19 protein-coding genes are annotated in these 23,300 nt (G+C 68.9%); 8 read left to right on the forward strand and 11 right to left on the reverse strand.

The features are described from left to right. Nucleotides 1–70 precede the first annotated feature (70 nt). Both glpK and proC read left to right on the forward strand, forming a co-directional pair. Entirely contained in the window at nt 71–1,564 is a 1,494-nt protein-coding gene (glpK, locus tag ACSQ3N_RS23925) for a glycerol kinase GlpK (protein WP_056172536.1), read from the forward strand. A 164-nt stretch (nt 1,565–1,728) separates the two neighbouring features. Then, a complete protein-coding gene (proC, locus tag ACSQ3N_RS23930) occupies nt 1,729–2,586 on the forward strand; it encodes a pyrroline-5-carboxylate reductase (protein WP_056172533.1) in 858 nt (285 codons plus the stop codon). 37 nt (nt 2,587–2,623) lie between these two features. Here the strand turns inward: proC and ubiA are convergent, their stop codons facing one another. Beyond that, nucleotides 2,624–3,511, reverse strand: coding sequence for a 4-hydroxybenzoate octaprenyltransferase (gene ubiA, locus ACSQ3N_RS23935; protein ID WP_056172530.1), 888 nt, complete (start codon nt 3,509–3,511; stop codon nt 2,624–2,626). Nucleotides 3,512–3,842: 331 nt separating this feature from the next. Between ubiA and ACSQ3N_RS23940 the strand changes: the two genes are divergently transcribed. From ACSQ3N_RS23940 to ACSQ3N_RS23955, 4 genes are read left to right on the forward strand one after another with little or no spacing between them, the layout of a single operon-like run. Further along, nucleotides 3,843–7,352 carry a response regulator gene (locus ACSQ3N_RS23940; protein WP_436147634.1) on the forward strand — a complete coding sequence of 1,170 codons (3,510 nt, stop codon included), beginning with the start codon at nt 3,843–3,845 and terminating at the stop codon, nt 7,350–7,352. A 29-nt stretch (nt 7,353–7,381) separates the two neighbouring features. Continuing rightward, entirely contained in the window at nt 7,382–8,221 is an 840-nt protein-coding gene (locus tag ACSQ3N_RS23945; RefSeq protein WP_056420379.1) for a CheR family methyltransferase, read from the forward strand. An 11-nt stretch (nt 8,222–8,232) separates the two neighbouring features. Beyond that, nucleotides 8,233–8,862: a chemotaxis protein CheB gene (locus ACSQ3N_RS23950; RefSeq protein WP_436148004.1), complete on the forward strand. Its 630-nt coding sequence runs from the start codon at nt 8,233–8,235 to the stop codon at nt 8,860–8,862. Nucleotides 8,863–8,885: 23 nt separating this feature from the next. Beyond that, the gene (locus tag ACSQ3N_RS23955; RefSeq protein ID WP_436147635.1) at nt 8,886–10,046 is read left to right on the forward strand and encodes a hybrid sensor histidine kinase/response regulator; all 1,161 of its coding nucleotides are present in this window, start codon (nt 8,886–8,888) and stop codon (nt 10,044–10,046) included. 143 nt (nt 10,047–10,189) lie between these two features. Here ACSQ3N_RS23955 and ACSQ3N_RS23960 read toward each other — a convergent pair whose 3' ends face one another. The 5 genes from ACSQ3N_RS23960 to recG form a co-directional block, all read right to left on the reverse strand. Next, nucleotides 10,190–10,558, reverse strand: a complete 369-nt coding sequence (locus tag ACSQ3N_RS23960; RefSeq protein ID WP_056172520.1) for a response regulator — start codon at nt 10,556–10,558, stop codon at nt 10,190–10,192. A 163-nt stretch (nt 10,559–10,721) separates the two neighbouring features. Continuing rightward, nucleotides 10,722–11,246, reverse strand: a complete 525-nt coding sequence (locus ACSQ3N_RS23965) for a Dps family protein (protein WP_436147636.1) — start codon at nt 11,244–11,246, stop codon at nt 10,722–10,724. 122 nt (nt 11,247–11,368) lie between these two features. Next, nucleotides 11,369–13,108 (reverse strand): dipeptidase, encoded by a 1,740-nt coding sequence (locus ACSQ3N_RS23970; protein WP_436147637.1) that lies wholly within the window; start codon nt 13,106–13,108, stop codon nt 11,369–11,371. A 188-nt stretch (nt 13,109–13,296) separates the two neighbouring features. Beyond that, complete coding sequence (locus ACSQ3N_RS23975) at nt 13,297–14,262, reverse strand: LysR substrate-binding domain-containing protein (protein ID WP_436147638.1); 966 nt, start codon at nt 14,260–14,262, stop codon at nt 13,297–13,299. Nucleotides 14,263–14,329: 67 nt separating this feature from the next. After that, nucleotides 14,330–16,393: an ATP-dependent DNA helicase RecG gene (gene recG, locus ACSQ3N_RS23980; RefSeq protein ID WP_436148005.1), complete on the reverse strand. Its 2,064-nt coding sequence runs from the start codon at nt 16,391–16,393 to the stop codon at nt 14,330–14,332. A 331-nt stretch (nt 16,394–16,724) separates the two neighbouring features. Between recG and queA the strand changes: the two genes are divergently transcribed. Further along, nucleotides 16,725–17,849: a tRNA preQ1(34) S-adenosylmethionine ribosyltransferase-isomerase QueA gene (queA, locus tag ACSQ3N_RS23985; RefSeq protein WP_436147639.1), complete on the forward strand. Its 1,125-nt coding sequence runs from the start codon at nt 16,725–16,727 to the stop codon at nt 17,847–17,849. A 31-nt stretch (nt 17,850–17,880) separates the two neighbouring features. On the opposite strand, the gene ACSQ3N_RS23990 is transcribed toward queA, so the two are convergent. The 3 genes from ACSQ3N_RS23990 to ACSQ3N_RS24000 are packed head-to-tail and all read right to left on the reverse strand — an operon-like array spanning nt 17,881 to nt 19,524. Beyond that, nucleotides 17,881–18,645 (reverse strand): hypothetical protein, encoded by a 765-nt coding sequence (locus tag ACSQ3N_RS23990; RefSeq protein ID WP_436147640.1) that lies wholly within the window; start codon nt 18,643–18,645, stop codon nt 17,881–17,883. Further along, nucleotides 18,646–18,894: a helix-turn-helix domain-containing protein gene (locus ACSQ3N_RS23995; RefSeq protein WP_436147641.1), complete on the reverse strand. Its 249-nt coding sequence runs from the start codon at nt 18,892–18,894 to the stop codon at nt 18,646–18,648. A 30-nt stretch (nt 18,895–18,924) separates the two neighbouring features. Next, complete coding sequence (locus ACSQ3N_RS24000; RefSeq protein ID WP_436147642.1) at nt 18,925–19,524, reverse strand: DUF2975 domain-containing protein; 600 nt, start codon at nt 19,522–19,524, stop codon at nt 18,925–18,927. A gap of 134 nt (nt 19,525–19,658) precedes the next feature. Between ACSQ3N_RS24000 and ACSQ3N_RS24005 the strand changes: the two genes are divergently transcribed. Next, the gene (locus tag ACSQ3N_RS24005; protein WP_436147643.1) at nt 19,659–20,306 is read left to right on the forward strand and encodes a hypothetical protein; all 648 of its coding nucleotides are present in this window, start codon (nt 19,659–19,661) and stop codon (nt 20,304–20,306) included. A gap of 54 nt (nt 20,307–20,360) precedes the next feature. On the opposite strand, the gene ACSQ3N_RS24010 is transcribed toward ACSQ3N_RS24005, so the two are convergent. Beyond that, complete coding sequence (locus ACSQ3N_RS24010) at nt 20,361–21,962, reverse strand: gamma-glutamyltransferase family protein (RefSeq protein WP_056172492.1); 1,602 nt, start codon at nt 21,960–21,962, stop codon at nt 20,361–20,363. Between the two features lie 241 nt (nt 21,963–22,203). Beyond that, the gene (locus ACSQ3N_RS24015) at nt 22,204–23,187 is read right to left on the reverse strand and encodes a Bug family tripartite tricarboxylate transporter substrate binding protein (RefSeq protein ID WP_436147644.1); all 984 of its coding nucleotides are present in this window, start codon (nt 23,185–23,187) and stop codon (nt 22,204–22,206) included. Between the last annotated feature and the right edge of the window lie 113 nt (nt 23,188–23,300).

Here is a 23,300-nt window from a genome sequence, read left to right on the forward strand (position 1 = left end):
CTTCATGAGTTGAACGCAAGCCCCCACCACCCCTTTGCGGCAGTGCGCTGCTGACTTATCCTTGCCCGCCATGACCTACCTGCTCGCACTCGACCAAGGCACCTCCAGCTCCCGCAGCATCGTCTTCGACGAAGGCGGCCACATCGTGGCGCAGGCGCAGGTGGAGCTGCCGCAGATCTACCCGCAGCCCGGCTGGGTGGAGCATGACCCGCTGGAGATCTGGCGCACGCAGCTGGCCACCGCGCGGGACGCGCTGGCCAAGGCGGGCATTGCGGCCGACGCGGTGCGCGCCGTGGGCATTACCAACCAGCGCGAAACCACGGTGCTGTGGAACCGCAAGACGGGCAAGCCCGTGCACCACGCCATCGTGTGGCAGGACCGCCGCGCCGAGCCGGCCTGCGCGCAACTGCGCGAACAAGGCCACGCCGGCACCATCCAGGCCAAGACCGGGCTGCTCGTCGATGCGTACTTCTCGGGCACCAAGCTGCAGTGGCTGCTGGACAACGTGCCCGGCGCGCGCGACGCGGCCGAGCGCGGCGAGCTGGCCTTCGGCACGGTGGACAGCTGGCTGATCTGGCAGCTGACCCACGGCCAGGTGCATGTGACGGACGTGAGCAACGCCTCGCGCACCATGCTGTTCAACGTGCACACCAACCAGTGGGACGATGAGCTGCTGGCCCTGCTGCGGATCCCCAAATCCTTGATGCCGCAGGTGCAGCCGTCGAGCTCGCACTTCGGCGACATCGCGCCTGACCTGCTGGGCCACGGCATCCGCATCGGCGGCGTGGCGGGCGACCAGCAGAGCGCGCTGTTCGGCCAGGCCTGCTTCACGGCGGGCATGGCCAAGAACACCTACGGCACGGGCTGCTTCATGCTGATGCACACCGGCCACAAGTTCCAAACGAGCCAGAACGGCCTGCTCACCACCAGTGCAGCGCAGGCATCCGCAACGCCCGAGTTCGCGATGGAAGGCAGCGTCTTCGTCGGCGGCGCCGTGGTGCAGTGGTTGCGCGACGGCCTGCGCGCCATTCCGTCGAGCAGCGAGGTGCAGTCCCTGGCCGAGAGCGTTCCCGACTCGGGCGGCGTGATGATGGTGCCCGCCTTCACCGGCCTGGGCGCCCCGTACTGGAAGCCCGAGGCGCGCGGCACCATCACCGGCCTCACGCGCGGCACCACCATCGCCCACATCGCCCGCGCGGCGCTGGAGAGCATCGCCTACCAGAGCGCGGCCCTGCTGCAAGGCATGAGCCGCGACGCCACCGCGGCGGGCGGCGCGCCGGTGAGCGAGCTGCGGGTGGACGGCGGCGCGTGCGTGAACGACTTGCTGATGCAGTTCCAGGCCGACCTGCTGGGCATACCGGTGGTGCGCCCTGCCGTCATCGAGACCACGGCGCTCGGTGCCGCGTACCTCGCGGGCCTGTCCTGCGGCGTCTACAGCAGCACGGCAGAGCTGTCGAAGCTGTGGCGCGCGGACCGGCGCTTTGTGCCCACGCTGGGCAATGCGCGCGCGCAGGAGCTGATGGCGAAATGGGAGCACGCGGTGCGCCAGACGACCGCTGAATGAGCCCGGAACATCGCCCTGCGCAGCAATACTACAAAAACAATAGCAAACTATGAGACAGGGCAAGCGGTAGCGCCCCATTTGGCTAAAACCTGCAGTGTGCAGCTGGGCGGGCGCTACCATCATCGCCCCAGTTGTCGCCACCTTGCAGCCACCTTGCTACCACCATGAGCCTGAACACCGCCGCGTCCTCGCCCTCCTCTGCCCCCCTGCCCACCATCGCCTTCATCGGCGGCGGCAACATGGCCAGCGCCATCATCGGCGGGCTGATCCGCCAGGGCCACCCGGTCGGGCAGATCGAAGTGGTGGAGCCCTTCGAGCCCACGCGCGCAGCGCTGCTGCGGAACTACGGCCTGGCCGCGCAGCCTGCATCGGGCCCTGCCCTGCAGCGCGCCAGCATCGTGGTGTGGGCCGTCAAGCCGCAGACCTTCAAGGACGCCGCAGGCGAGGCCAAGGCCCACACGCAGAGTGCCCTGCACCTGAGCGTGGCCGCCGGCATCCGCTCGGACAGCATCGCCCAGTGGCTCTCCAGCGAGCGCATCGTGCGCACCATGCCCAACACGCCCGCGCTGGTGGGCAAGGGCATGAGCGCGCTGTACGCCCGCCCTGCCGTGGGCGCCGACGAGCGCGCCCAGGTCGAGGCCATCATGGCCTCGACCGGCGAGTTCCTGTGGGTGGACGACGAAAAGCAGCTCGACGCCGTCACCGCCCTGTCGGGCTCGGGCCCCGCCTACGTCTTCTACTTTTTGGAGGCCATGACCCGCGCCGGCACCGCCATGGGCCTGAGCGAAGCGCAGGCGCACCAGTTGGCCGTGGGCACCTTCGTCGGCGCGTCAGAGCTGGCGCGCCGCTCCGATGAGCCCCCGGCCGTGCTGCGCCAGCGCGTCACGTCCAAGGGCGGCACCACCTACGCGGCGCTGCAGTCGATGGAAGCGGCTGGCGTGGGCCCTGCGTTCGAGCGCGCGATGGAAGCCGCCCGCCAGCGCGCGGACGAGCTGGGCAACGAGTTCGGGGCAGCTGCCTGAGCAGCAGCTGCGCTGGTGTGTCCTGCGCTGGCAGCTATCAGTGGCTGAGCAGCGAGCGCACCAGGTAGCTGCCCGCGATGCCGGCAAACACCGTGGCGCCCAGCCAGTGGTTTACCCGGAAGGCCTTGAAGCAGCCCTCGCGGGTGCGGTGGCGGATCAGGCTCCAGTGCCAGGCCACCTGGGCGAGTGCGGCGGCAATTGCTACATAAAACATAGCGCCTAGCGCATACGGGACCAGCGCAAGGGCCCAAACGGCCAAGAAAATCAGGTAAAAAGCCACGATGGCGGGCACGTCCCAGCGGCCCAGGGTGATGGCCGATGTCTTGATGCCGATCTTCAGGTCGTCGTCGCGGTCGACCATGGCGTATTCGGTGTCGTAGGCCAGCACCCAGCACAGGTTGCCCAGCCACAGCCACCACGCCACGGCCGGCACGGTGCCCTGCACGGCGGCGAACGCGATCACGATGCCGAAGTTGAACGCAATGCCCAGCACCGCCTGGGGCATGGAGATGACGCGCTTGGTGAAGGGGTAGGCGATGGCCACCAGCAGCGCGGGCACCGACCAGGCAATGGCGGCCGCGTTGGTGGTGAGCACCAGGCCGAACGCCAGCAGCGCCAGCACGGCACCCAGGCCCAGGGCCTCCTTCACCGACACGGCGCCGGTGGTGACAGGGCGCTGCGCGGTGCGCTTGACGTGTTTGTCGAAGTCGCGGTCGGCCACATCGTTCACGCAACAGCCGGCGCTGCGCATGAGGATGGTGCCCAGCACGAAAACCGCCAGCAGGTGCCAGCCCGGGAAGCCGTCGGCCGCGATCCACAGCGCGCCCAGGGTGGGCCACAGGCACACCAGCCAGCCGGCGGGCCGGTCCCAGCGGATGAGGTCGAGGTACAGGGCGAAACGGCTGCGGGGGGCGGCGGTGGACATGTGAAAACAGACGACAAGCTGCGGGACAAACCTGCGAAGACCTGGCAAAGCCGGGGACGATCTGGAATAACCCGGGAGAACCTGGGGAACCCGAGCAAGACCCGGCGGCAACCGGCCAACGGCGGGGGGCCAAAGACCGGGCGGTTGGTGCCCCGGCCCGGCCGCCCGGCGCACGGGCTGTGCGAATGTAGCAGCCGGCTGGCGGCGCGCCCCCGGCATGCCCCGCAAGCCGGTGGCCACAAATTGGCCGCGCGGGGATGGCCCTCCCTGTAACAAGCGTCTCAAACCCGGTAAAGTCCCCGGGTCATCCCACCCTAAGGACCTGCCCCGCATGCCCAGATCCTCCAGTACCCAGGCCACCACCCGTTTTGCCATTCCCCGCACGCTGATGGCGGGTTTCGTCGTGGCGGCTTTGGCCACCCTGGTCATCGCCCTTGTGAATTTCCGCGCGTCCGAAACGCGGGGCGAAGCGGTGGCGGCGATGGATCGCACCACGCTGGCCATGCGCCAGCTCAACCTCTTCAGCTCCGCGCTCAAAGATGCCGAAACCGGCCAGCGCGGCTTTTTACTGACGGGTGAGGTGTCCTACCTGCAGCCCTACCAGCTGGCATTGACGTCGCTGGAGCGCCAGATGACGGCGCTCAAGGCCAGCACCAACGAAGAACCCATTCACCGGCGCCTGGTCACGCAGATCGATGACCTTACGCGCCAGAAGCTGCGCGAACTGAACGAGACCATCGAGCTGCACAAGGGCGGCAACCGGGACGCCGCCATGGCCCTGGTGCGCACCGACGCGGGCAAGAACCTGATGGACCGGGTGCGCGACCTCTCGTCCGACCTGTTCACCCTGCAAAGCCAGCAACTGGAAGCCCGCCGCCAGGCCTGGGTGGATGCCGCCACGATGTCGGCCTACTACTCGTGGGGCGGCTCGATCGTGCTGCTGGCGCTGATCTGCGCCTCGGCCGCCATGACCTCGCGGGAATACCGCTCCAAGTCCCGCCAGTCGTGGGTGTCCGCCGGCCTGACCGGCCTGGGCCAGCGCCTGCAGGGCGACCACCGGCTGGAAGACATCGGCAAGCTGGCCCTGGAGTACCTGGCCGGCTACCTCAAGGCCAACGTGGGCGCAGGCTACGTGGCCGAGCCCGGCGGCGGGTTCTCGCTGTTCGGCGGCTATGCGCTGCCGCGCGAGCGGCTCACCCAGACGCTGCTGGCCGACGAGGGCCTGGTGGGCGAGGCAGCGCGATCGCGCACCTTGCTGCATGTGCGCGACGTGCCTTCCACCCACCTGCTGGTGTCCTCCAGCACCGGCCAGTCGAGCCCCGCCGAGCTGCTGGTGGCCCCCGCGGTCGAAAACGGCAAGGTGTATGCCGTGATCGAGCTGGGCTTTTACCGCGCGCTGGACGATGCCGAGCGCAACCTGATGGAGCGCGCCTCCGAGATGCTGGCCATCGCCATCCGCTCCGGTGCGGACCGCACCCGGCTGGAAGCGCTGCTGGAGGAAACCCAGCGCCAGTCCGAGGAACTGCAGACGCAGCAGGAAGAGCTGCGCGTGAACAACGAAGAGCTGGAGCAGCAAAGCCGCATCCTGCAGGAGTCGCAGGCGCAGATGGAGGTGCAGCAGACCGAGCTGGAGCAGACCAACGCCCACCTGGAAGAGCAGACCCAGCAGCTGGAATACCAGCGCGAGCAGATGCTGCGCGCCCAGAGCGCCCTGACCGACAAGGCGCGCGAGCTGGAAACGGCCAGCCAGTACAAGAGCGAGTTCCTGGCCAACATGAGCCACGAGCTGCGCACCCCGCTGAACTCCACGCTCATCCTCGCCAAGCTGCTGGCCGACAACAAGCCCGGCAACCTCTCCGGCGACCAGGTCAAGTACGCCCAGACCATCTACTCCGCAGGCAACGACCTGCTGGCGCTGATCAACGACATCCTCGACCTGGCCAAGATCGAGGCCGGCCAGGCCACCGTGTCGGTCGAGCCCGTGCAGGTGGGCAAGGCGGTGCAGGCGCTGGTGGAGCCGCTGCGCCTGCTGGCCCAGGAAAAGGGCCTGGCGCTGTCGGCCACCGTGGCGGCCGACGTGCCCACGATGGAGACCGACCCGCTGCGCCTGGGCCAGGTGCTCAAGAACCTGCTGTCCAACGCGCTCAAGTTCACCGAAAAAGGCTCGATCACCCTGCAGGTCTCGCGCGGCACGGGCGACACGGTGGTGTTTGCGGTGCGGGACACCGGCATCGGCATCCCGGCGCACCAGCAGGAGTTGATCTTCGAAGCCTTCCGCCAGGCCGATGGCAGCACGCACCGCAAGTACGGCGGCACGGGGCTGGGCCTGTCGATCTCGCGCGACCTGGCGCAGCTGCTGGGCGGTGCGATCTCGGTGGAGAGCAGCGCGGGCGAAGGCAGCGTGTTCACATTGACACTGCCCGCGCGGCTGGCGGCGTTGCAGGCTGATCCTGCAGCGGTTTCAAATTCCCCGCACACAGCACAAACAGCACACACGGCCAACGCAGGCCACACCGCCCATGGGGCGACGCCGTCAGCGCTGGCGCCAGCCGCGCCCCAGCTGGCAGGCGTGGTGCAGGCACTGAGTTCGATCGCAGCGCCACCAGCGGCCCAGGCAGGCGGCAGCGCCACCGCGGTGGTGCCCCAGCGGGCCAGTGCCCGCAGCATCCTGGTGGTTGAAGACGACGAACGGTTTGCCAACATCCTGTGCGAGCTGGCCCGTGAAATGGACTTTGAAAGCCACATGGCTGCCAACGCGGCGGACGGGCTGGCCATGGCCGCGCAGCTCTTGCCCAGCGCCATCGTGCTCGATGTGAACCTGCCCGACTTCTCCGGCCTGGGCGTGCTCGACCAGCTCAAGCGCAACCCCGCCACGCGGCACATCCCTGTGCACGTGGTTTCGGTGGCGGACTATTCACAAGAGGCCATGGGCCGTGGCGCCGTGGGCTACGCGCTTAAGCCCGTCAAGCGCGAAGAGCTGGTGCAGGCTCTGCAGCGCCTGGAGGCCAAGTTCACCCAGAACCTGCGCCGCGTGCTGGTGGTGGAAGACGACGAGCGCCAGCGCGAGAGCGTGCGCCACCTGCTCAGCCGCGACGACGTGGAGATCGTCTGCGCCGGCACTGCCGGCGTGGCGCTGGACCACCTGCGCGGCTCCACCTTCGACTGCATGGTGATGGACCTGAACCTGCCCGACCTGACCGGCTTCGAGCTGCTGCAGCAGATGACCGAGCAGGACGGCGTGTCGTTTCCGCCCGTCATCGTCTACACCGGCCGCGCACTGTCGCGCGACGAAGAGCAGCAGCTGCGGCGCTTCTCCAAATCCATCATCGTCAAGGACGCCCGCTCGCCGGAGCGCCTGCTGGACGAGGTCACGCTGTTCCTGCACCAGGTGGAGTCGGAGCTGTCGGTCGAGCACCGCCAGATGCTGCAGTCCGCGCGCAGCCGCGAGACGGCGCTGGAAGGCCGCAATGTGCTGGTGGTGGAAGACGACGTGCGCAACGTGTTCGCGCTCTCGAGCATCCTGGAGCCCACGGGCATCAAGCTGCAGATCGCCCGCAACGGCATCGAGGCACTGGAGGCGCTGGAACGCGCCGACGCCAGCGGCCCTGCGGTGGACCTGGTGCTGATGGACATCATGATGCCGGAGATGGACGGCTACACCGCCATGCGCGAGATCCGCAACCGCCCCGCGTGGCGCCGCCTGCCCATCATCGCGCTGACCGCCAAGGCCATGAAGGACGATCAGGAAAAGTGCCTGGCCGCCGGTGCCAACGACTACATCGCCAAGCCGCTGGATGTGGAAAAACTCCTGTCGCTCGTGCGCGTCTGGATGCCCAAGTAACCTACCCAGCGAGCACCCCAGCCCGGCCCATGTCCCTCTTGAAGAAAGCGAAGACCGCAGACATCGAGCAGCACCTGCTGATCGATGCGATCTACCACCGCTACCACTACGACTTCCGGGGGTACTCGCCGGCATCGCTCAAGCGACGGCTGACCACGGCGCTGATCGAGTTCCAGTGCAAGACCCTGTCGCAGCTGCAGGACCGCGTGCTGCACGAGCCCCACGTGTTCCCGGCGCTGCTGGAGTACCTCACCGTGCAGGTGAGCGACATGTTCCGCGACCCCACGTACTTCCGCTCGCTGCGCGAAGAAGTGGTGCCGCTGCTGCGCACCTACCCTTCGCTCAAGGTCTGGGTGGCCGGCTGCAGCGCGGGTGAAGAGGTGTACTCGCTGGCCATCCTGCTGCAGGAAGAAGGCCTGCTGGACCGCACGCTGATCTACGCCACCGACATCAACCCCCACGCGCTGCGCCTGGCCGAGTCCGGCGTGTTCGACCTCGCGCGTGTGGCGGCGTTCACCGAGAACCACGCCCGCTCGGGCGCGCGCAGCTCGCTGTCGGACTACTACACCGCGCGCTATGGCCGCGTGGTGTTCGACAAGTCGCTGCGCGAACATGTGGTGTTCTCGGACCACAGCCTGGCCACCGACAGCGTGTTCGCCGAGGTGCACCTGGTGTCCTGCCGCAATGTGCTGATTTACTTTGAGCGCGACCTGCAAAACCGCGCGCTCGGGCTGTTCCGCGAGGCCTTGTGCCACCGGGGCTTTCTGGGCCTGGGCTCCAAGGAGTCGCTGCGCTTTTCGGCCGAGGCCCCGGCGTTCGACGACTTCGTGCTGGAAGACCGCATCTACCGCAAGAAGGCCGGCCTGTGAACGCTGAAGCCATGTCTGCGGCCACCGCCCCCGGCACCTCGTCCTCATCCGCGTCGGGTTCCTCGTTCGCGTACGAGGCCATCGTGGTGGGCGGCTCCTCGGGCGGAGTGGAGGCCCTCGTGGCCCTGCTGCCCGCCCTGCCGGCCACGCTGCAGGCCGCCATGGTGGTGGTGCTGCACCTGCCGCGCGACCGGCGCAGCCTGCTGGCGGACATCTTCCGCCAACGGTGCGCCCTGCCGATGCAGGAGGCCGGGGACAAGGACCGGATCGAGGCCGGCACGGTGTACTTTGCGCCGCCGGACTACCATCTGCTGGTGGATGACGGGCCGCGCCTGTCGCTGTCGGTGGATGCACCGGTGCACTTCTCGCGGCCTTCCATCGATGTGCTGTTCGAATCCGCCGCCGACCTGTACGGCCCGCGCCTGGTGGGCATTCTGCTGTCAGGCGCCAACGAAGACGGGGCGCAGGGCCTGGCGGCCATCCGCTCGGCCGGGGGCCTGGCCATCGTGCAGGACCCTGCCAGCGCTCCCATGCCGACGATGCCGCTGGCCGCACTGGCCCGCACGCCCGTAGACCACACCCTGCCCCCTGCGGGCATTGCAGCATTGCTTGCGCAACTGCACCAACAAAGCCTGCTGTGACGATGATGTACCCCGACCGCCCGATGAACGACCTGACATCACCGCCCCAGCCCCCGCCTGCCGAGCGCATCAAGTGCCTGTTGGTCGACGACGTGCAGGAAAACCTGATCGCGCTCGAAGCCCTGCTGCAGCAGCGCGAAGGCATCGAAATCCTGAAGGCCCAGTCGGGCCCCGAGGCGCTGGAGCTGCTGCTCAGCCACAGCGATGTGGCCCTGGCGCTGCTGGACGTGCAGATGCCGGAGATGAACGGGTTCGAGCTGGCCGAACTGATGCGCGGCAGCGAGCGCACGCGGCACATTCCGCTGATCTTCATGACCGCCGGTTCACGCGAGCAGAACTGGCAGTTCCGGGGCTACGAAAGCGGGGCGGTGGACTTCTTGTACAAGCCGATCGACCCGCACATGCTGGCCACCAAGGCCCAGGTGTTCTTCGAGCTGCACCGCCGCAAGCAGGCGCTGGCCCACGAGCTGCACGAACGCACGCAGGCGCTGCGCATCAACGAGATGTTCATGGCCGTTCTGAGCCATGACCTGCGCACGCCCCTGATGTCGATCACGGCGGCAGCCACCGTGCTCAAGCGCCAGCCCGACGCGGACAAGATCGACGCGATGGCGGACCGTTTGCTCAGCAGCAGCCAGCGCATGAGCCGCATGATCGAGGACCTGCTCGATGTCACGCGCATCCGGCAAGCGGGTGGTCTGGGGCTACAGCCGGGCCCCACCGACATGCAGGCGCTGGTCCAGCGCATCCTGGCCGAAATCCAGGCCAGCTACCCGGAACGCCGCATCGACTCCACGCTGCAGGGGGACCTGGCGGGCACCTGGGACGGCGAGCGGCTGTGCCAGGTGGTGACCAACCTGGTGGGCAATGCCGTACACCACGGCACCGAGACCGAGCCGGTGCGGGTGCTGCTGGATGGCCTCCGTGCCGACACGCTGGTGCTGCAGGTGTCCAACGGCGGCACGATTGCGCCCGACCTGCTGCCCCACCTGTTCGACCCATTCCGTGGCCGCGAACGTGCGCCTGGACGGCAGCAGGGCCTGGGGCTGGGCTTGTTCATCGCAAACCAGATCGTTCTGGCGCATGGCGGGAGCATCGAGGTGTCGTCGCAGCAGGGCGTCACGCACTTCCGGGTCGAGCTGCCACGTGCGGCCCCGTGCCCTGTGAGGGATCGGCGGGCCTGAAGCGAGGCACGCTTGAGTCGCTAGCTGCTGGTTGGTAGCTTGCTGGTGGGTAGCCGCTGGGGGTAGGTGGCGGCCGCCAGTCGCCAGTCGCTTTGCGCCTCGGCACTACCGCCAGAGGCGATGGCTCCGAACGCGAGTCCGTATCAGGCGGCGGTGCCGTGAACCGCGGCGCGGATCGAGCCCAGCAGGCTCTCCAGGTCTTCCAGCTCGAAGGGCTTGAGCAGCGTGCGCACATTGGGGCCCCACGCCGAGGCGTAGTCGCCCAGCTCGTAGCCGGTGCACAGCACCACCCAGCGCTGCGGGTCCACGGCCAGCACCTTGCGGGCCAGGTCCGTGCCCGACATGCCGGGCAGGCTCACGTCCGAGACGAGCAGGTCGAACGGATCGTCGGCGTCCAGGACCAGCGCTTCCTCGGCCGTGGCGCACGAGGTCACTGTCTGGCCGTCGCCTTCCATCAGCATGCCGATGGTTTCGCGCAGCTCGGGGTTGTCTTCAACGTACAGAATTCGCATAGATCACCGGTTGGTCAAGCCGCCATGCCACCGCCACGGGGGCAGCACGACCAAAACTCGCATCATCCGTACAACTGCTCACACATGTTGTAGGACAAAACGCACTTTGACGGGCCTGGGCACCGGTACGGCCCTGGGGCCGCTCTCCGGTGAGCGCCTGCAATCACTCTTCCAGCAGCGAACGGAGCATCCACGCCGTCTGCTCGTGCACGGTAAGGCGCTGGGTCAGCAGGTCGGCCGTGGGCTCGTCGCTGGCCTTGTCGGCCACCGGGAACAGGCTGCGGGCCGTGCGAGCCACGGCTTCGTGGCCTTCGACCAGCACACGCACCATGTCGAGCGCCTTCGGGGGCTGGCTGGGCGCGTCGGGCACGGTGGCCAGCTTGCCGAATTCGGCGTACGAGCCGGGAGCGATGTGGCCTAGCGAGCGGATGCGCTCGGCAATCGGGTCCACCGCGTTCCACAGCTCGGTGTACTGCGCCATGAACATGGTGTGCAGCGTGTTGAACATGGGGCCCGTCACGTTCCAGTGGAAGTTGTGCGTGGTCAGGTACAGCGTGTAGGTATCGGCCAGCAGGCGCGACAGGCCCTGGGCGATGGCAGCGCGGTCCTTGTCGCTGATGCCGATGTTGATGCGGGGGGCGGTGGTGGAGACGGCGGGGGAGATGGTGGTCTTGGGGGCCTTGGCCATGGGGAGCTCCTTCGTTGGATGAGGGTCAATCGATGGAATCCGCCGTGCGCTGCGGCCCCGGTGGGCCCGGAGCTGCAGCGCACGGCGGCTGACGGATCACTTTAGCGCAGGCGTCAAAGCCATCACTGCATCTGGCTCAAATTCCCGATGCGCACGAGCATCTCGGTGAACATCTGCATGTCCGCGTCCATGTCCACCACTTCCTTGAACTCCTTGGCGTTGTGCGCCGTGTACTTCTTGCCGGGCATGGCGGGGCCGAAGTTGATGGCGTTGGGCATGAGCTTGGCCGTGGTGCTGCCGGCCGTGGGCACGGGCTTGGCTTCGAGGCCCGTGGTGTCGCCGAAGGTGTTGAGCAACGTGGAGAGCCAGGCGCCCTTGGGGTCGCGGGCCATCCAGTTGCCCTGTTGGTGGTCCACCTCCACCGCCACGCCGGCCTGGGTGCCCCAGGCCTTGATCCTGGCCGAGGTGGCCTGCGAGAGCGCCTCGGGCGTGCTGCCGCGGGGCATGCGCACGTTCACGAGCACATCGACCTGGCCATCCTTCTCGCGCACGAGGTTGGGCGACATGGTCAGCGGGCCCATGAAGTCGTCGGCATACGCCAGGCCCAGCGTGCGGCCCAGGTAGTCGGTGCCATACAGGTCGGTGAGGTAGCGCACGGCCTGCGCGTAACCGTTGGGGGCCAGCGCGACGCCGGACTCCTTGAGGAACAGCGCCAGGCGCGGCAGCGGGTTCACGCCTTCTTCAGGGCGCGAGCCGTGGGCCGATGCGCCGGTCACCTTCACCTGCACGGCGGCGCCGTCCTGCGTGACGTCGATGCTGAAGGGGCCACCCTGCGGCTTGTACTTCTCGACGAACGCAGCCTTGGCAGCGTTCAGGCGCGCCGCCACGTCGGCGGTGTTGCCGCCTTGCAGCCTGGCCGTGGCGGTCTGCGGCACGGCATTGGTCGATGCGGCCCCTGCCATGGCGGTGATGGCGGTGGCACCGGCGCCGGCCGCCGGCCCCAGCGCGAACGAGGCGCGCAGCGCGCCGGAGCCCTTTTCGGCCACCACGGCGGGGTACTTGCTGTCCAGCACGATGTTGTACTCGGGCAGCGCGGTCTTGGCGCGGTAGTACTTCATCGCGTCGCCACCGGTCTCTTCGGTCGTCTCGATCATGAGGCGGATGGTGCGCGACAGCGGCAGGCCGCTTTCCTTCACGGCCTTCATGGCGTACAGCACGGCAGCGATGGAGCCCTTGTCGTCGATGGAGCCGCGGCCGTACAGGTTGCCGCCCACGCGGGTGAGCTTGAAGGGGTCCAGGCGCGTGCCGTCGTCCAGCACCCATTCGTCGGCCACCACGGGCACCACGTCGGCGTGGGTGAGGATGCCGAACTCCTCACTGCTGCTGCCGGGCAGCTTCACCTCGAAGATGCGGTTGTCCACGTTGCGGTACACCAGGCCGAAGTCGCGGGCCATGCCCTCGACCAGCGCGCCGAAGGCGATGATGTTCTTGTCCTCGTGCGGCGGCACCTTGTCGGCGCGCACCGTGGGGATGGCCACCATCTTCGCCGTGGCGTCGATCACCGCGGCCTGGTTGTGCAGGCGGTTGTACAGGCCCAGCAGCCGGCTGATGTTGACCAGGTCATCGCCCGCCAGCGGCTGTTTGGCCGCATAGGCCGCCACGCTGGCGCGCAGCAGCGCGTTCTCGCGCGCGGCCTGGGCCAGGAACTCGGTGAAGCTGCCTTGCGCTGCAGCGGGCAGCACGGCCACCAGGCGGTCCATGTCGGCCTTCTTGACCGTACCCGCCGAGGGTGCGTTGGTGGGCATGCTGGTGCACGCGGCCAGGCCCACGGCCAGGCTGGCGGCCATCAGAATCTTCTTCATTGCTTGTTTTCCTTGGGTTGTGGAGTGCGCACGGCGCCTGCGGGCCGCCTGTCGCTCGGCCTGCAGTCCGGGCAGCGCGTTGTCGCCGCCCGTGGCGGGCCCCTGAAAGACTGCACGCCATGCGGGGCGAAAGTGTAGCCCTTGCCGCCCTGCTCAGGCGGCGATCGAAACAGCCGTCGAAGCGATGTTCAGGACAGCCGCTTGACGCCCGGCAACTCGCACGCGTACACCGCGTTGCGCAGCGCGGCAATCGCCTCGTAGCGGGTAAAGCTGCGCCGCCAGGCCAGCACCACGCGGCGCATGGGCGGCGGGCCGCCGTCCTCCTCGCGGATGGGCAGGTAGCGCACGTAGGTTTCGTCGCTCTTGCGGCGGCGCGACACCGTGAGCAGCGCATCGCGCGGCACCGACAGGCGCGGCACCAGCGTCACGCCCATGCCGGCCGCCACCATGTGCTTGATGGTCTCGAGCGACGAGCCTTCGAACGACTTGCGGATGCCCTCGGCATTGCTGGAAAAGCGCGCGAACTCGGGGCACACCTCGAGCACGTGGTCGCGAAAGCAGTGGCCCGAGCCCAGCAGCAGCATGGTCTCGCTTTTAAGTTCTGCCGCGGTGATGGACTTCTTGCCCGCCAGCGGGTGCGAGCTGGGCACGGCCGCCATGAAGGGTTCGTCGTACAGCGGCGCCATCGCCAGGCCCGTGTCCGGGAAGGGCTCGGCCAGGATGGCGCAGTCGATCTCGCCGGTGCGCAGCATCTCCAGCAGCTTGACGGTGAAGTTCTCCTGCAGCATGAGCGGCATCTGGGGCGAGCGGCCGATGGCCTGGCGCACCAGGTCGGGCAGCAGGTAGGGCCCGATGGTGTAGATCACGCCCAGGGTCAGCGGGCCCGCCAGCGGGTCCTTGCCGCGCTTGGCGATCTCCTTGATGGCCGCGGCCTGCTCCAGCACGCTCTGCGCCTGCCGAACGATCTCCTCGCCCAGCGGCGTGACCGACACCTCGCCCGCGCTGCGCTCGAAGAGCTTCACATCGAGCTCTTCCTCCAGCTTCTTGATCGCCACCGACAGGGTGGGCTGCGAGACATAGCAGGCATCGGCCGCATGGCCAAAGTGCTTCTCGCGCGCCACGGCGACGATGTATTTGAGTTCGGTCAGGGTCATGGTCTGTTCCTGGGCTGGGGGTGAATGGCAGTCCCCTGCCCGTGGCGGCTTCGGGGGAATGCCATCTTCATGCCTTCAGATAGTCCGATTTTCCACCCAACCAGCGCGCCACGTGTTTCGCCGCCAGGTCCGGGTAGCGGTCCAGCATGACCGGCGCCAGCTCGCGGGCCCAGTCGAGCAGCACGGTGTCGGTGGCCAGGTCGGCAAAGCGCAGCAGCGCGTCGCCCGACTGGCGCGCGCCCAGGAACTCGCCGGGGCCGCGGATCTCCAGGTCGCGGCGGGCGATCTCGAAGCCGTCGTTGGTCTCGGCCATGGCGCGCAGGCGTTCCTTGGCGGTCTCGCCCACGCGGCCGCTGTCGTTGGTGGCATACAGCAGCACGCAGGCCGACGCCGCAGAGCCGCGGCCCACGCGGCCGCGCAGCTGGTGCAGTTGCGACAGGCCGAAACGCTCGGCATGCTCGATGACCATGAGCGAGGCATTGGGCACGTCCACCCCCACCTCGATCACGGTGGTGCTGACCAGCACGCCCATCTGGCCGCTGGTGAACAGCGCCATCACCGCCTTCTTCTCGGCGGTGGGCATGCGCGAGTGCAGCAGGCCCACCATGCAGCCTGGCAAGGCTTCGCTCAGGTCGGCGTGCGTGGCCGTGGCGTTACTCAGGTCCAGCGCCTCGCTTTCCTCGATCAGCGGGCACACCCAGTACACCTGCCGGCCGGCCTGCACCTGGGCGCCGATGCGCTCGATGACCTCGTCCTTGCGGCTGTCGGCGATCAGCTTGGTGACGATGGGCGTGCGGCCCGGAGGCAGCTCGTCGATCACCGAGACGTCGAGGTCGGCGTAGTAGCTCATGGCCAGCGTGCGCGGGATGGGCGTGGCGCTCATCATCAGCATGTGCGGCTCCATGCCGTGCTCGGCCAGCTTTTGCCGCAGCGCCAGCCGCTGCGCGACGCCAAAGCGGTGCTGCTCGTCGATGATGGCCAGCGCCAGGTTCTTGAACCGCACCTGATCCTGGATCACGGCGTGGGTGCCCACCACCAGCGCGGCCTCGCCGCTCTCGACCAGCGCGAGCATGGCGGTGCGGTCCTTCTTCTTTTGCCCGCCCACCAGCCAGGCCACCTTGCGGCCGCGCGCGGCCAGCAGCGGTTCGAGCCAGCCGATCATCTTGGCGAAATGCTGCTCGGCCAGGATTTCGGTGGGCGCCATCAGCGCGCACTGCCAGCCCGCGTCCATGGCAAGGCACGCGGCCAGGGCGGAGACCACGGTCTTGCCCGAGCCCACGTCGCCCTGCAGCAGCCGGTGCATGGGCACCTGGCGCGCCAGGTCGGCCGCGATTTCCTCGCCCACGCGGCGCTGCGCGGCGGTCAGGCTGAAGGGCAGCACGGCCATCAGTTGCTCGTGCAGCGGCAACGCACCATCGGTGGGCCGACGCACGTGCAGCACGGGCGCACGCAGCATGTCCCGCGCGCGGCGCGATTGCTGCTGCGACAGCTGCTGGGCCAGCAGCTCCTCCACCTTGAGCCGCTGCCAAGCCGGGTGGCTGTGGTCTTCCAGCGTGGACATCGCCACGTCCGGCGTGGGGTGATGCAAAAAAGTGAGCGCCTCGCGCAGGCTGAACAAGCGCGGGAGGCCATTTTGGCTATTGAACCGCGCATACGGCGGCTCGGTGCCAGGGGGCAGCGTGTCCGACAGGTCCACCCGGGCCAGCGCACCGACCACCGCGCGGCGCAGGTAGGGCTGCGGCAGGCCGGCCGTGGTGGGGTAGACGGGCGTGAGCGCGGCGGGCAGCTCGCCGCCCGCCAGGCGAAACGCCGGGTGCAGCATCTGCCGGCCCCAGAAGCCGCCCTTGACCTCGCCGCGGATGCGCAGGCGCGCGCCCACCGACAGTGTCTTCTGGTGCGAGGGGTAGAAGCTGAAGAAGCGCAGTTCGCAGGTGCCGGTGTCGTCCTCGACCTGCACCAGCAGCTGGCGGCGCGGCCGCAGCTGCACCTCGCTGGCGATCACGGTGGCTTCGACCTGCACCATCTGGCCGTCGCGCGCGTTGGCCAGCGGGGTGATGCGGGTCTCGTCCTCGTAGCGCAGGGGCAGGTGCAGCGCCAGGTCGATATCGCGCTGGAGGCCCAGCTTGTGCATCGCCTTCTGCGCCACCGACGCGCCGCCTTTGGCCGCGCCAGCAGGCGCTGCCGCGGCTTTGGGGCTCAAGGGAACGCGGGGGGCAGCGGCAGGCATGGAGCGGGGTGGTGCGAACGAAGCAATCGAATCAAAAAGGCTACCACGGTTACCGTGGCCAGCGCCTGAAGGCGGGCGTCTTTTCCCCGGTGCCGGGCCGCCAGGCCCGCTCGGGCGCATCGCGCTCCGGCACGGCCCGTGGCGCGTGGTGCGCAAGGCCGCGTGGGACAATCGCACCCTTTCTTCCCCTGACCTCCGCCTTTCTTGGCACGGGCCCGTCCGGCCCTCAAGCACCATGACCGACATCGACCCCGGCGCGCCGCGCGCCTACACCCTCAGCGACTTCGACTTCTCGCTGCCCCCCGAACTCATCGCCCAGCACCCCGCCGCAGAGCGCAGCGCATCGCGCCTGCTCGACGGCCGCGCCATCGAGCCTGCCGACCGCATCTTCCGCGACCTGCCCGGCCTGCTGCGCGCAGGCGACCTGCTGGTGTTCAACGACACGCGCGTGGTCAAGGCGCGCATCTTTGGCGAGAAGGCCAGCGGCGGCAAGCTGGAGCTGTTGATAGAGCGCGTGCTGCCCGCCGAAGCCGACAACCCGGGGAATGAAGTCGTCGCCCACATGAAGGTCAGCAAGAAGCCCCTGCCCGGCAGCACCGTGCACATGGCCGGCGGGCGCCACGGCGGCGGCTTCGACGCCACGCTGCTGTCGCGCTGGCCCCATGAGGACGGCCCGCTGTTCCGCTTTGCGCTGCAGGGCCCTGCGGGCGAATCGCCCTGGGAGCTGATGGAGCGCCACGGCCACCTGCCGCTGCCGCCCTACATCGAGCGCCAGCAGAACGCCGACCACGACCCCGACGAAGCCGAGGACACCCAGCGCTACCAGACCGTGTTCGCCCGCAACCCCGGCGCCGTGGCCGCGCCCACGGCCGCGCTGCACTTCGACGACGGCGTGCTGGACGACCTGGCGGCGCGCGGCATCGAGCGCGCCAGCGTCACGCTGCACGTGGGCGCCGGCACCTTCCAGCCGGTGAAGACCGAGAACCTGGCCGAGCACCAGATGCACAGCGAGTGGTACGAGGTGCCGCACGCCACGCTGGCCGCGCTGGAGCGCTGCCGCCAGCGCGGCGGCCGCGTGGTGGCGGTGGGCACGACCACGGTGCGCACGCTCGAATCGTGGGCCCGCTCGGGCCAGGCGTCGGGCGACACCAGCATCTTCATCACGCCGGGGTTTGCCTTTCAGGTGGTGGACGTGCTGATCACCAACTTCCACCTGCCCAAGAGCACGCTGATGATGCTGGTGAGCGCCTTTGCCGGCTACGCGCATGTGATGGGCCTGTACCGCCACGCCATCGCACAGAAGTACCGCTTCTTCAGCTACGGCGACGCGATGCTGCTGGAGCGCACGCCCGCGCGCTGACCGGCGATGCGGCCCCCGGCAATCGGCGGGGTCAAGGGCAGTTGCTGACGGGCGCCACGCGCGGTGCGGCGCCCACATCGGGCAGGCGATTGGCCGACGGCAGCCGCACGCAGTAGGTGCCCGCCGGGCCCTCCACCTGCGTGACGCGGGAGCCATCGCCACCGCGCCACTCGCGGGTCGACATCGCCGCACCCAAGGGCCTGTCCGCAGGGGCGCCGTCTCCCACTGCCAGTTGCGCTGCCGGTACGGCACCGTGGCGGCGCTGCCATTCGCGCTCCTGGCGGTCGGCACGGCCCACGGCGTCGGGGCTCCAGCGCAGCGGGGCATTGGTCATCCGGCTGTCGGACGCTGGTGGCTGGGGCGCTGGAGCCGCAGCAGTCCCGGCCTGCGGAGGTGGCATTGGCACGACAGATGCTCGGGCACCGAGGACCGTGCCGGTCACTGCGTCGGGCGCCGCGTTGGCAAGGGCATTGGCGGGCGCGCCTGCGCTGCGCAAACGCTCTGCCGCGCGCACCGGGCGGGCTTCAGATGCAGATGCAGATGCGGAAACCTTGGGGAGAGCCTGTGCACGCTCCATGTCACGCCGCGCTGCAGGGGGCGGCAGCACGTCGGCCTGCGTGATCCACTGCACCTCCATCGCCTGTCGCGGCGAATGCGATGGCGATGGGAGAACATGCCTTTGCTGCAGATTCCAGGCGGTCAGCACGACACCGTGCAGCAGCACGGCGGCCAGCACGGCCACAGCCACGCGCCGGCGCCGGCTGACGGCAGCGGCACCCCAGCCCCACCGGCGCACTTACACGCCTTCTTGCGCCGCGCCGTCCTGGGCGCCATCGCCGCCGCTGTCCACCCACGCCAGCAGGTCGCCGGGCTGGCACTGCAGGTACCCGCAGATGGCCGAGAGCGTCTCGAAGCGCACGCCCTTGACCTTGCCGCTCTTGAGCAAGGACAGGTTCGCCTCGGTGATGCCCACATGGGCCGCCAGGTCGCGCGACTTGACCTTGCGGCGCACGAGCATCTCATCCAGGGTGACAACAATCGTCATGGTGTGGCAGTCGCTTTCGGGGCCTGTTTTTCAGACGAACGCATCGGATTCGGCCTTCAGGCGGCTGCCCTCGGCAAGCACGTGGGCCAGCAGCAGCATCATCAGCCCGACCACCACCACACTCATCTCGAACGAGCTCACGCCCAGCACGACCATACCGCCCTTTTGCCCCGACGCGAGCCACGACAGCAGCGCCGAGACGCCGACCTGGTAGACCAGCGACGCCACGAACATCGCCAGAAAGCCACAGCCCACGCCCCGAAACCCGCGCACGACCTCCGGCCCGAACACCTCGCCACGCAAGAAGGCGCGGCAGATGCGGTGCACGCACAGCACGGTGTACAGCAGAGCCAAGCCAGGTATGCACTCCAGCGCCACGCCCAGCCAGCGCCAGCCGGTGTCCATCGTTGCCGGCGCGACCAGGCCCGCCACCATGGCCTGCGCGGGCACCACGGTCACGGGCAGCCAGCGCCCCCAATCCATCGCATGCCCGATGGCAGCCCAGCGCGCCAACGACAGCCCGATGGACACCAACGCACAGGCCCAACTGGCTAGGAGCAGTCCCCAGGCCAGCCGCCGAAAGGCAGCGGTGTGAACCGGCGAACGCTGGGAGGCAATGGAATGGAGCATTTCGGCACCTGAATTTTTCCGTAAAACAATAATAATATACCGTTTTACAGCAATTTTATACAGCCATGCCATTGCCCAGTCCATTCACCCACCAACACGGTGAGCTTGCGCCCGCAGCACCTCCTCACCGCGCCGTGCCCGCGCTTTCCGGCACAGGCCGTGCGCCGCGGGATACCGCCTTGCTGTTGGCTGTGTGCGCCGCCCTGGTCGCCGCCTTGTTGACCGCGTGCGGCAGCGTGCCGGTGTCGTCGCTGTGGAAGCTGCGCAAGCTGCAGCTGGAGACTGTGGACCCGGCGGCGCTGCGCGCGGCCGTGGTGCACAGCCCGAACCTGCGGCTGCACGGTCAGTCGCTGGTGCTGTCGGTGGGCGTGTCGCGCAAGGTGCGCCTGCCCGGTGGCCGCGACACGGTGGAACGCCTGGAAGAAAAGCTGCCGCTGCAGGAGCTGCGCAGCACCGCGGAACGCAGCCCGCTGGCGCCGTACGAGTCCATCCATACCGTGGTGCAGGTCTGGCGCATCGAGCCTGCCGCCCTGCCGCGCCTGCAGGCGCTGCGCGACAAGGCGCTGGCCTGGAAGGCCACCGACGACGGGCCGCGGGAACTGAGCCTGGGCCTGGAGCTGGCCGGCTGCCAGAAAAACGGCCTGAGGAACCAGGTGGTGAGCACCCTGATGCGCTTCACCGACCCGGGCGAATACATCCCCCTCGTGCGCAAAATTGACGTGGCCGAGACCATGCCGGCGGCCGAGCTGCAAAGGCGGTTTCCGGACTGCGCGGCGGGCTGACCCGCGTGCGGCGGCCGTGGGCGTCCTGCGCCGCCGCCAACGCGCCAGGACCGGTCAGAAAGCGACCGCGTGCCCGTCCTTGCGCGGGTCGGACCCGGCGATGTAGTGCCCGCCCTCGCGCAGCACCAGCTGCGCACCGCCGAAGGCGAACACGCCGTTGCCCTCTTCCACCGTGACCTCATGGCCCCGCGCACGCAGCGCCGCCACCACGGCGGGGTCGAACGCGGGCTCCACGGCCACGCCCTTGCCGCCCGTCACGCGCCAGCGTGGCGCGTCGGCGGCGGCCTGCGGGTTCTGGCCGTAGCGCAGCACGCGCAGCGCCATCTGGGTGTGGCCCTGGCTCTGCATGGGGCCGCCCATCACGCCGAAGGCCATCTGTGGCGTGCCATCCGCATGCATCGCAAACGCCGGGATGATGGTGTGCGAGGGGCGCTTGCGCGGGCCCACTTCGTTGGCGTGGCCGGGCCTGAGGTTGAAGCCGTGGCCCCGGTTCTGCAGGCTGATGCCCGTGCCGGGCACCACCACGCCCGAGCCGAAGCCCATGTAGTTGGACTGGATGAACGAGACCATCATGCCGGACGCATCGGCCGCGGCCAGGTACACCGTGCCGCCCGGACGCGGCGCGCCGTGGCCGGGGTCGCCCGCGCGCTCGGGGTCGATGAGCGCTGCGCGGCTGCGCAGGTAGTCGGCCTGCAGCAGGTCGCGGGGAGTGACCGGCATCGCGTCGATGTCGGCGTTGTACTGGTCCAGGTCGGCCAGCGCGAGCTTCATGGCCTCGATGCTGGCGTGCACGGTCTCCACGCTGTCGAGCGGATGCTTGCCGACACCGTGCGCGTCGAGCATGCCGAGCGCCATCAGCGCGGCAATGCCCTGGCCGTTGGGCGGGATCTCGTGGATCACCGATTTTCCGAAGCGCTGCTCGATGGTGCCCACCCAGTCGGCCTGGTGCGAGGCCAGGTCTTCGAGCGTCATCGCGCCGCCGTGGGCCTGCGCATGGGCCACCATGCGCTCGGCGATGACGCCGCGGTAGAAGGCCTCGCCCTGCGTCTCGGCGATCAGCTCCAGCGTGCGGGCATGGGCCTCGCTGCGGAAGATCTCGCCCGCCTGCGGCGCACGGCCACCCGGCAGAAAGCATTCGGCAAAACCGGGCTGCGCACCCAGCTTGGCACCGCCCAGCGCCCACAGGCGGGCGATGGTGGGCGACACCGGAAAACCATGGCGCGCGTAGTCGATGGCGGGTTGCGCCAGCTGTGCGAAGGGCAGCTTGCCCAGGCGTTTGGACAGTGCCACCCAGGCCGAGACGGCGCCCGGCACGGTCACCGCATTCCACCCCGTCTCGGGGATGCCGCCCAGCTTCTCAAAATACTCCGGCGACCACGCGGCGGGCGAGCGGCCGGAGGCATTGAGGCCGTGCAGTTCCTTGCCGTCCCACACGATGGCAAAGCCGTCGCTGCCGATGCCGCAACCCGTGGGCTCGACCACGGTGAGCGCCATGGCGGCGGCGATGGCGGCATCCACCGCGTTGCCGCCCGCCAGCAGCATGCGCAGCCCCGCCTGCGCGGCCAGCGGCTGCGAGGTGGAGACCACATTGCGCCCCATGACCGCGCTGCGGTGGGAGGCGTAGGGAAGGGACCAGTCGAGGGTTGGGTTATTCATGGCGTTCTGAATGGGTTGCCCGCAAGGGTTCGCGGCGCTTGAAACTGGCGCGGCGCAAAGCGAGAGGCACCGAGGAGGGCCCGCCCCGCACCGAGGGTGTCGTTCTCTCGGGCGAGGGGCCGAAGGCGGCTCCTGCCCAAGCCGTTCGGGCTGAGCCTGTCGAAGCCGTGCGCGGCGCTTCGACAGGCTCGGCGTGAACGGTTCTGTCGTTGTTTGACGGCAAACGGGTACCGGGGAGATGTCACTCCACCGTGATTTTGTGCTGCCGAATCACCGTCGCCCAGCGGTTGCTGTCGGCCTGCACCATCGCACCGAACTGCGCGGGCGTGCGCGGCGCAGCGGGCTCCACGCCCAGCTTGGCCAGGCTCTCGGCCACTTCGGGCGCCTGCACCGCCTTGGCAAAGGCCTTGTGCACCTTGTCGACCAGCGCGGGCGGTGCGCCTGCTGGCAGGTACACGCCGAACCAGGTCACCGACGAATACCCGGGCAGGCCGGACTCGGCCAGCGTGGGCAGCTCGGGCGCCAGCGTGCTGCGCTTTTCGCTGGTCACGGCCAGGGCGCGCAGGCGGCCGGCCTTGGCGTGCGGCATGCCCGTGGGCAGGGAGTCGAACAGCACATGGGTCTGCCCGGCAATCAGGTCCGGGATGGCCAGCGCCGTGCCCTTGTAGGGGATGTGCGTCATCTCCACGCCGGCCTGCGCGCTGAAGGCGGCCGTGTTCAGGTGCACGATGGTGCCGTTGCCGCTGGTGGCGTAGTTGAGCTTGCCGGGATGGGCCTTGCCGTAGGCGATCAGCTCGGCCACGTTCTTGACGGGCAAAGAATTGGTCACCAGCAGCACGCTGGGTGCGTCGGCCACGTGGGCCACCGGCGTGAAGTCCTTGCGCGGATCGTACGCCAGGCGCGGCATCAGGTGGGGCGAAATGGCGTGCGTGCTGCTCGTGGTGAGCAGCAGCGTGTAGCCGTCCGGCGCGGCCTTGGCGGCTTCGGCCGTGCCGATGGTGCCGCCCGCGCCGGGCTTGTTGTCCACCACCATCTGCTGGCCCAGGTCGGCCGCCACGCGCTGGGTGACCACGCGCGCGACCAGGTCGGTCGCCCCGCTGGCCGGAAACGGCACGATCACGCGCACGGGCTTGTCGGGCCACGCGGCTTGCGCCTGTGCGGTTGCGCCCCACACCATCAGCCCGGCCAGGCACAGAACACGACGGCTCCACGGAAAAAGACGCATACAGGTACTCCAGAAGAATGGGAAAAGCGCACAGTGCCGCACACACAGGTCAAAGGTCAAAGGTCACAGGTCACAGGTGGCAGCACTCAGGCAAGACCGGCGGCTGCACGGCA

This window comes from Acidovorax sp. LjRoot194 (genome assembly GCF_964253015.1).
Lineage (GTDB): Bacteria > Pseudomonadota > Gammaproteobacteria > Burkholderiales > Burkholderiaceae_C > Acidovorax.

Coding starts and splice junctions, on each gene's coding strand:
- ACSQ3N_RS23945 (WP_056420379.1), top strand. CDS start 7,382: ATGTCCCTCTTGAAGAAAGCGAAGACCGCAGACATCGAGCAGCACCTG.
- ACSQ3N_RS23975 (WP_436147638.1), bottom strand. CDS start 14,262: ATGACCCTGACCGAACTCAAATACATCGTCGCCGTGGCGCGCGAGAAG.
- ACSQ3N_RS23950 (WP_436148004.1), top strand. CDS start 8,233: ATGTCTGCGGCCACCGCCCCCGGCACCTCGTCCTCATCCGCGTCGGGT.
- ACSQ3N_RS23970 (WP_436147637.1), bottom strand. CDS start 13,108: ATGAAGAAGATTCTGATGGCCGCCAGCCTGGCCGTGGGCCTGGCCGCG.
- ACSQ3N_RS23965 (WP_436147636.1), bottom strand. CDS start 11,246: ATGGCCAAGGCCCCCAAGACCACCATCTCCCCCGCCGTCTCCACCACC.
- queA (WP_436147639.1), top strand. CDS start 16,725: ATGACCGACATCGACCCCGGCGCGCCGCGCGCCTACACCCTCAGCGAC.
- ACSQ3N_RS23940 (WP_436147634.1), top strand. CDS start 3,843: ATGCCCAGATCCTCCAGTACCCAGGCCACCACCCGTTTTGCCATTCCC.
- glpK (WP_056172536.1), top strand. CDS start 71: ATGACCTACCTGCTCGCACTCGACCAAGGCACCTCCAGCTCCCGCAGC.
- ACSQ3N_RS24010 (WP_056172492.1), bottom strand. CDS start 21,962: ATGAATAACCCAACCCTCGACTGGTCCCTTCCCTACGCCTCCCACCGC.
- ACSQ3N_RS23960 (WP_056172520.1), bottom strand. CDS start 10,558: ATGCGAATTCTGTACGTTGAAGACAACCCCGAGCTGCGCGAAACCATC.
- ACSQ3N_RS24000 (WP_436147642.1), bottom strand. CDS start 19,524: ATGCTCCATTCCATTGCCTCCCAGCGTTCGCCGGTTCACACCGCTGCC.
- ubiA (WP_056172530.1), bottom strand. CDS start 3,511: ATGTCCACCGCCGCCCCCCGCAGCCGTTTCGCCCTGTACCTCGACCTC.
- ACSQ3N_RS23995 (WP_436147641.1), bottom strand. CDS start 18,894: ATGACGATTGTTGTCACCCTGGATGAGATGCTCGTGCGCCGCAAGGTC.
- ACSQ3N_RS23955 (WP_436147635.1), top strand. CDS start 8,886: ATGAACGACCTGACATCACCGCCCCAGCCCCCGCCTGCCGAGCGCATC.
- proC (WP_056172533.1), top strand. CDS start 1,729: ATGAGCCTGAACACCGCCGCGTCCTCGCCCTCCTCTGCCCCCCTGCCC.
- ACSQ3N_RS24015 (WP_436147644.1), bottom strand. CDS start 23,187: ATGCGTCTTTTTCCGTGGAGCCGTCGTGTTCTGTGCCTGGCCGGGCTG.
- recG (WP_436148005.1), bottom strand. CDS start 16,393: ATGCACAAGCTGGGCCTCCAGCGCGATATCGACCTGGCGCTGCACCTG.